The organism is Paenibacillus sp. Dod16 (assembly GCF_049893405.1).
Taxonomy (GTDB): Bacteria; Bacillota; Bacilli; order Paenibacillales; family Paenibacillaceae; genus Paenibacillus_AQ.
In genome coordinates this window covers 1-7,466 of sequence record NZ_JBNDYG010000096.1, presented here as the reverse complement: position 1 = coordinate 7,466, position 7,466 = coordinate 1, and the positions used below count along the sequence as shown (strand labels likewise).

Sequence of the window (7,466 nt, the reverse complement as noted above, 5' to 3'; positions counted from 1 at the left end):
CTTTCTTGGAGAATATACAAGGTGACTTCCTCCATTCTTGAGGTTTTTGGTTTGGTCACCGAAAAACTTCGCCAAGTTGGGGTGAAGTCCCTTTTTTATGTGTGGAAATCCTTGTGTATCAAGGACTCAGATTAATGCAAAATGCTCATATAAATGAGAGTAATTGTCCGCTCGTCAAGAGCCGGACGTTCAATGACTTCCGCATCGGACATATTGACTAATATCTGTCTGAGGGCGTCCATTGTTAATGCGATTTCATTCTTTCCCGAGGAATCCTCGTTGCTGCGGTCAAGCACGTTCGTTAACTTGTTCCATACCATGGTTACCATCACCTGAACATGTATTTTGCACAACGAGGTTATTATGAACCTTTGCAGGTGATTTCATCCAAGCAATTGGTTGGCTTAAATCTGAATTTTTCAACAAAAACTGTTTTATCATTAGTAATACCAAGTACAAATCAACAAACAGTGGTTCTAAAAATTATGAGGACAACATGTTAGAATTGTGTCACAAGCCAAAGAACCCTTGATTTATCAGCAGAGGTTGCAATGTTTTTGTGAATATGTAGTTTACATAGTAAAAGATCAAGTTTTATATTCGCTTCTGTATCAGCGGCGTTATGGTGACGATAAAAAATACAATGAAGCCGACGGTAGCTCAATTTAACATGATGTATACCGTTTCCCTTCCTGAGTTGCTTTCGATGCGTAATCATATCCGGATCCGATAAAGTTTTTTGGAAATGTCTGAGACAGCTCAAAAAACAAAAAGCTTCGGCACAAGCCGAAGCCTTTTGAAGGTAACTCTCCGTGTTCTATGACAAAAACGTTGCTCCGAGCGTTTCGCAGGTCATTTGCCCCTGCGGAGAATATTGGCGTAAGTTCGGTAACATCATACACAGCGTCTACTCGACAATAGACATACGACTATACCTCGACAGTAGTGACACTACTTGTAACCGTATGCCAAGCCAATCTGTGCCAAAACCGTTTTATTGTTGGTCAGGCAGACGTAATGCATTTGCTGAAGTTTGCGCTTGATCTAAAAATTCCTCTGCTTGGGTCAATTGCTGCCGGGCCCTCTCCAAGGCTTGTGAATTTGTTGCATTAGATTCATTTAACGAGCTTATTGCCTGATTTAAAGCTGTCTCCACCTCAGAAACCGCGTTAGATGCATGCTGCTCCAGTGTATTTCCACTAGAGTTAAGTGAACCCTCTGCCGGTTTTCTTGCATTTTCGGTGGCTAGATCAATTTTGTTTTTATTTGGCACAGTGAGTCCTCCTCCCTTTTGCAAGATCATTTAAAACAGAAATAAGTATCGGATTAAGATTTTGTTTATATTCTTGCAACTGTATGGGAATATTCGGATCTTCCAGCTCCCGCAATCCATTTTAGTATAAGATCCGATTCGTTGGAAAATCTAACGTTGAAGAAAAAAAGGAGGTGATCATTTCTCCATGAACAAACCAACACTAGCACCGCACGAATCGATGGAACTGCATGAAGCTTTAAACTTTAAAACGCTGTGCCTCGCCAAGTCAAAACTGATGCAAGGCCTGGTCTTTGACCAAGAGCTAAAAGCTTTAATGCAGAAAGACGTCATTCAATCCATACAACAGATCGACGAGCTGCAAGCAATTTACGCGAAAGCTCCTTTCCAAGCGCCTGTTCCGAGTAGTCCGACACCTATAACACATTAAGGGGAGCTCAAATGAATACCGATTATTTAGACCCAATTAATTCATTAAATATGCCGGAAATGGCAGATATGACTTTTGCCATGGACTTCCTTGTTCGTGCCAAGGAAGGTGTGCGTAATTTGTCCATCGCCCTGACGGAAGCGGCTTCACCGGATGTAAGAGCCCTTCTGCACACTCAGCTTAAACAAGGTATTGCTATGCACCAAGAAATCACGGAGCTCATGATTCGCAAAAAGTGGTTCCATCCTTACGAACTGAACGAACAGTACCAACTCGACCAGCTTTCAGCGAACAATACGGTGATGATCGGGCAGATGAATTTGTTCCCGGATGATACGTCGCGTAAAGGGATGTTTGATCGGACCCCAGATGAACATATTGGAGGACATAAAGCATGAAGGCGGTAACGTATCAAGGGATTAAGAATGTCGTGGTCAAAGAGGTGCCGGATCCGAAGATAGAGAAACCGGACGATATGATCGTAAGAGTCACCAGTTCCGCCATTTGCGGTTCGGACCTTCACCTGATTCACGGAATGATCCCTAACCTTCAGGAAAACTATGTCATCGGGCATGAGCCGATGGGGATCGTAGAAGAAGTAGGTCCTGGAGTGACCAAGGTAAAGAAAGGCGACCGGGTGATCATCCCTTTCAACATCGCATGCGGAGAATGCTTTTACTGTAAGAATCAGCTGGAAAGCCAATGTGACAATTCAAACGAACACGGGGATATGGGCGCATATTTCGGCTACTCCGGAACGACCGGCGGATATCCTGGCGGACAAGCCGAGTATTTACGGGTTCCATTTGCCAATTTTACCCACTTTAAGATTCCTGAAAACTGCGAACAACCGGACGAAAAGCTCAGCTTGATCGCTGATGCCATGACGACGGCATTCTGGAGCGTAGACAACGCCGGCGTCAAGAATGGAGATACGGTCATCGTGCTCGGCTGCGGTCCGGTCGGACTCCTGGCCCAGAAATTCTGCTGGCTGAAAGGAGCTAAGCGGGTTATAGCCGTCGACTATGTCGATTACCGCTTACAGCATGCGAAGCGAACGAACCATGTGGAAATCGTAAACTTCGAACAGGATAAGAATATTGGGAACACTCTCAAGGAAATGACCAAAGGCGGCGCCGATGTCGTGATTGATGCGGTAGGAATGGACGGCAAGATGAGCGACCTTGAATTTTTAGCCAGCGGTTTGAAGCTGCAAGGCGGCACCATGAGTGCATTTATCATTGCATCTCAGGCTGTCCGCAAAGGAGGAACCATTCAAGTCACTGGGGTATACGGCGGACGCTATAACGGATTCCCGCTCGGTGACATCATGCAGCGAAACGTGAATATCCGTTCCGGACAAGCTCCGGTCATTCACTACATGCCATATATGTACGAGTTGGTTATGTCTGGCAAAGTGGACCCTGGCGACATTGTTACGCACGTCATTCCGCTCAGTGAGGCCAAGCGGGGCTATGAAGTGTTCGATACGAAAACGGACGATTGCATTAAAGTCATCTTAAAGCCTTAAATATGAATAGATACATGGGAGGACAATCTGAATGAATTCAACTTACGCTTTGCATGAGATGCTCGAGGTGCATGAAATAGCTGCGTTCAAGACGGTTTGCATGACTAAATCTAAGACCATGCAAGCTCTGGTAACCGACCCGGAGCTCAAGCAAATTTTGCAACAAGATGCGACATTATCACAACAGCAGCTTCAGGAGCTCGGTGGAGTGCTGTCTAAAGCGACTGTATAGGAGATTAAAAAAATGAACCCAATATTAGAACACATGACTGGTCTTCATATGCTGACCGATGACGTGATCGCAATGGATTTTTTGATGAACGCCAAGAGCAGCGTCAGAAACTACGCCATGGCTGTGACCGAATGTGCCACCCCCGAAATCAAGCAAATTTTGATGAAACAGCTCGATGAAGCCATAGACTCTCATGAGAAGATATCAAATTACATGGTGCAGCATGGCTTATATCATCCCTACCATATTCCAGAGCAAATTCAGCTCGATCTGAAAAACATTCAAACTGCTATGAACATTCCGTCCTGACACAGTTTTTCATCCCGGCAAAAGGCTTAAAACGACGATGGTCAGGTCCGTTTTTGATTTTAGCCGGAGACTTCAGAGAACAAAATGTTCCCCGTTATAGTCAAACAGGTTCACGTCAAAGACGGGCACCCCTTAAGGCAAGCATTTTTTGAGATGGCCCTTTCCGTAAAACTGCGGAGGGGCTTTTTCTTCTAGGAAGCAAAATTTTCCCGCCAAGTACACCATTGTCATCCGACCGCAAAAAGCCCTTAAATATTTCCTGCGCAGACGTTTTCGGGGTCAGGTGACCAATTGCGGGAATATATCATAATTTTAACTGACAAAAAGGCAGCTCCCTGATGATGGATAGCTACCTTCGTTTAAGATTATTATGAAAAGGTAGGCGAAGGGAATTCATCTGGAGCGTGTAATATACCCAATATGTCGAGCTGAACGGTGTACTAAGATAAAATAAATGATTAGTGGATTCAGTTACAACATAGTTGCTCATACTCGAGCAAGTGCCTGATCCAGCAACACCATCTGATGATAAACCAAACTTCGACTGATAGGCCTTCAATCCAGTAGTTACATTAGAGCCAAAACTACCATCAACAGATCCAACAGTACTCTGATAACCAAAAGCCCACAAGTTAGCTTGTATAGCTCGAACATAGCCTCCACTGTCACCTTATCTTAGAGTCGGGAAACCATTGAAATCGTTGTACGCGCTAGCTTGTCCAGCTAAGCCTATACTCCCTTTGACCGGGAAAAACCGTATACGATGATTTTTTTATTTTTTTCGTAATAATAACCCTTTATTATTACCTGGATTGTATCTTCTGTCACTTCTTCATCAATATCTCGGTTAGCGATTTCATCTCTTGGAAATTCTTTTGGAAAAGGAGCATAATAAAAAAACCCATCTTCTGTTACTACTTTTTCCGCTGGTTCTGATCGAACTTTTCTGTCGTATTCAATTTTCCAATCTTCTAATGTTTCTTTTGGTGGAGTAGTGTCATTATTAGACGAGTCTACAACTTGCTTATTATCTATAAGTTCTCTGAATAAAAAAAATCCGCTCATTAATATAAGACAACATGATGCAATAATTATAGCTCTTCTTAAATACTTCTTATTCATGATCACTACCCCCTTCTAAGATGTTATTTGTTGCTGAAGAAATACTTAGAAGATACCATCAATATATCCATTCCCTGAAATTGCAAAATCGTTCAAATTTGTCACCATTTGGTATGAACCAGGAGGTACGTTCCATATCTCTGCTGTGGTATTTGTGTGTGTAAATCTCCCAGAGATGAGGACAGGCTTTCCACGATAATTTCTGTTAACGAGTGTATAATGCACGTCGGGGGTTTTAGTAGGTATTGTACGTAATCGCTACACGCGTTTGAAAGCTCTTCCGAATACATCAAGGGATTCGAAGCCGTAGTCAAATGCGATCTCCGTTATTTTATCATTGCTATTCCTTAATCGTTCGGCAGCAAGATCTAATTTGCGACCGCGTACATATGACATGAGGGTGAAGCCGGCTAACGCTACAAGCGACTCATCGGAATGTCTTCCTGCACATGCGATTCGATATAATTAAGTACGGATTGAATTCTTTGCTTATAGTTGTGAACGCACCTCCATGGCGTTCATTGTAGCATGGAGAACAATTGGTTTCTCCATGTTTTTTCTCATATCGGCGGAGAAACACGGTTAGTACGTAATTCTGCCCGTTAGCTTAATGAAATTGCATGGAAACCCAGTTAGATATATATCTAATCGGTAATCGGCTGAATGTTCTTGTCCTTTTCGGCAATCGGAAGAAGTTCTTGTCCTCGACTCGGGACAAGAACTTCTACCGATAAAACAAAAAAGCCGCTAAATTAGCGACTTTCAATGGGACCATGTTCTTGTCCCCCGACAGCTCTCTTGTTTATCTAACGTTTCCCGTTAGCTTAATCATATTTTTTAATTCCTCTTTTGCCTGGACTGGAAAAGACATGTCAATTATTCCAGTACCTCGAATTCCGATACTTATGCTTATTCTGTCACCTACCTTAGTTGTGTCATAATAAGATTTCTTCACAGTAAGCCAGGTTGTGTTGGGCATTTCATAATTCAATACTTCGCTTAGTGGCGATTCGATATCAGCCCTGCCGCGAACAACCAGTGATCTATCGTTTTCTTTTGCAACATCAAAACCTTCTTTATAATTCCAACGCTCACCGAAAAATTAAAAGAGCCGTAGGGATGCTTTCCCATACGGCTCTCTTGTACGCGCGTTTCACGAGAGTAAGTTGTCTATCTTTAGGACATCATCATCAATGAGTATAATGCCTATCCAATAATGACCAGGCTAGCGGTTGACCAGGTAATGATTAAGGATAATATATCCTTGTACCATCGAAATAATTAAATGAAGTAATAGTCCAATCATTAACCTTCTTAGTCATCTCAGCTTCAATACTGTAGCTATAGTCATAGTCGCCAACAATCCCATCTGAATGAAAGACCGCTTTAAATTTAGTAAGACTTTTATTCCATTGAATATACTCTGACTCAGGAAGACCTATTTCTACGTTATTTTTTTGAAGTTGAATCCAGTATTTCTTTTTGGACATCGCATTTGTTGCAAGAGTCAATGCTTGATTATCTGTCAATGGACGAGCATATACCGTAATGTGCTCAGAATTTCCTGACAAAGTAGATGTATCCCATTTGATATGATCGTTCGGATAGAAGAAGTTACTTAAAGCTTTAAATTGTACATACACCGAGCCATTTTTCAACAATACTCCATTACCAACAGTAGCATTAAAAGTCTTCCCGCCTTTAGTTAGTGAAGCAGTTTTTGTCTCTGACTCCAAGTTATTTTTACATCAAAATATTTATCAAGTTGTTCATCGTATCTGAATAGATAATTCGTCGCCATACTACGGAGAGGGGCATATAATCTACCCTCAGAAAGCAAACCGTTTACTCCGCCATATGCATCATAGTCATCATTTGCAGCATAAGAACTCATTGGACCAATCATTAAAGCGCCACTTAATAATGATATAAAAACAACCCACAAAATTGGTTTTTTCAAAATAATGATTTTCATATTTACTCCTCACTCTTAATTATTCATACTACCAATAAATTTTACATGAATTAGCAATTAATAACACAGGTAAATTTAACCACTAATTTACCCTTTAGTTGAGTAACAGCAATTTATTCATTAGGTCACTACTACTCATCCATGTGCCTAAAAAAAAGCGATTGTATAGCTCTCTTCTTCGTTCCCCTCGCAGCTGGGCATATGTTTGAGTAGTCGATACTTTTTCATGTCCTAACATGCCCTAAATGAAATCAAGCGGTGCTCAAAACCAAGGATGAGTTATTAAGCTAAACTGCCCGTTAGTTTAATAAAAGGGCGTCTGCCGCCGTCGATGAAATCATATCGGGAATGTAGCCATGTTCTTGTCATCGGTCGGGAATGTTATCAAGTTCTTGTCATTGTGTTTTGACAAGAACTTGATAACATAAATATATAAAGCCGCATAATTGGTCATAACCCTGTCAAGTAGACAGTACAAAAAAGACATGATTTAAGCTGCGGCCGTTTCCCGGTATTCTACCGGGGAACGGTCGTTTAATTTTTTCTGGAATCGGTTCTGGTTGTAGAACAGAATGTATTCGCTCACTTGCTGTT

The 7,466-nt window shown here is 41.8% G+C and carries 12 protein-coding genes and 1 pseudogene; 5 read left to right on the top strand and 8 right to left on the bottom strand.

Annotated elements, in window-relative coordinates:
- Positions 1–131: 131 nt before the first annotated feature.
- Complete coding sequence (locus ACPV3A_RS37300; protein ID WP_426204940.1) at positions 132–320, bottom strand: hypothetical protein; 189 nt, start codon at positions 318–320, stop codon at positions 132–134.
- A gap of 674 nt (positions 321–994) precedes the next feature.
- On the bottom strand, positions 995–1,273 hold the full coding sequence (locus ACPV3A_RS37295) for a hypothetical protein (RefSeq protein WP_426204939.1): 279 nt from the start codon (positions 1,271–1,273) through the stop codon (positions 995–997).
- Between the two features lie 187 nt (positions 1,274–1,460).
- Here ACPV3A_RS37295 and ACPV3A_RS37290 point away from each other — a divergent pair, with 187 nt between their 5' ends.
- The 5 genes from ACPV3A_RS37290 to ACPV3A_RS37270 are packed head-to-tail and all read left to right on the top strand — an operon-like array spanning position 1,461 to position 3,775.
- On the top strand, positions 1,461–1,703 hold the full coding sequence (locus ACPV3A_RS37290; RefSeq protein ID WP_009594190.1) for a hypothetical protein: 243 nt from the start codon (positions 1,461–1,463) through the stop codon (positions 1,701–1,703).
- An 11-nt stretch (positions 1,704–1,714) separates the two neighbouring features.
- Positions 1,715–2,101, top strand: a complete 387-nt coding sequence (locus ACPV3A_RS37285) for a spore coat protein (protein WP_426204937.1) — start codon at positions 1,715–1,717, stop codon at positions 2,099–2,101.
- The gene (locus ACPV3A_RS37280; RefSeq protein ID WP_426204935.1) at positions 2,098–3,234 is read left to right on the top strand and encodes a zinc-dependent alcohol dehydrogenase; all 1,137 of its coding nucleotides are present in this window, start codon (positions 2,098–2,100) and stop codon (positions 3,232–3,234) included. The genes ACPV3A_RS37285 and ACPV3A_RS37280 overlap by 4 nt, the downstream gene beginning before the upstream one ends.
- 31 nt (positions 3,235–3,265) lie before the next feature.
- The gene (locus tag ACPV3A_RS37275; RefSeq protein WP_100537101.1) at positions 3,266–3,466 is read left to right on the top strand and encodes a hypothetical protein; all 201 of its coding nucleotides are present in this window, start codon (positions 3,266–3,268) and stop codon (positions 3,464–3,466) included.
- Between the two features lie 12 nt (positions 3,467–3,478).
- A complete protein-coding gene (locus ACPV3A_RS37270) occupies positions 3,479–3,775 on the top strand; it encodes a spore coat protein (protein WP_009594198.1) in 297 nt (98 codons plus the stop codon).
- A gap of 349 nt (positions 3,776–4,124) precedes the next feature.
- Here ACPV3A_RS37270 and ACPV3A_RS37265 read toward each other — a convergent pair.
- From ACPV3A_RS37265 to ACPV3A_RS37240, 6 genes and pseudogenes are all read right to left on the bottom strand, one after another.
- Positions 4,125–4,424 (bottom strand): annotated as a pseudogene (locus tag ACPV3A_RS37265) (peptidoglycan-binding domain-containing protein); the annotation flags it as partial.
- Between the two features lie 80 nt (positions 4,425–4,504).
- Positions 4,505–4,897, bottom strand: a complete 393-nt coding sequence (locus tag ACPV3A_RS37260; RefSeq protein ID WP_426204933.1) for a hypothetical protein — start codon at positions 4,895–4,897, stop codon at positions 4,505–4,507.
- A 258-nt stretch (positions 4,898–5,155) separates the two neighbouring features.
- Entirely contained in the window at positions 5,156–5,353 is a 198-nt protein-coding gene (locus ACPV3A_RS37255) for a helix-turn-helix domain-containing protein (RefSeq protein WP_426204941.1), read from the bottom strand.
- A gap of 791 nt (positions 5,354–6,144) precedes the next feature.
- Positions 6,145–6,633: a hypothetical protein gene (locus ACPV3A_RS37250; RefSeq protein ID WP_426204932.1), complete on the bottom strand. Its 489-nt coding sequence runs from the start codon at positions 6,631–6,633 to the stop codon at positions 6,145–6,147.
- Entirely contained in the window at positions 6,603–6,872 is a 270-nt protein-coding gene (locus ACPV3A_RS37245) for a hypothetical protein (RefSeq protein ID WP_426204930.1), read from the bottom strand. The genes ACPV3A_RS37250 and ACPV3A_RS37245 overlap by 31 nt, the downstream gene beginning before the upstream one ends.
- Positions 6,873–7,362: 490 nt before the next feature.
- Positions 7,363–7,458 carry an IS3 family transposase gene (locus ACPV3A_RS37240; RefSeq protein WP_426204487.1) on the bottom strand — a complete coding sequence of 32 codons (96 nt, stop codon included), beginning with the start codon at positions 7,456–7,458 and terminating at the stop codon, positions 7,363–7,365.
- Between the last annotated feature and the right edge of the window lie 8 nt (positions 7,459–7,466).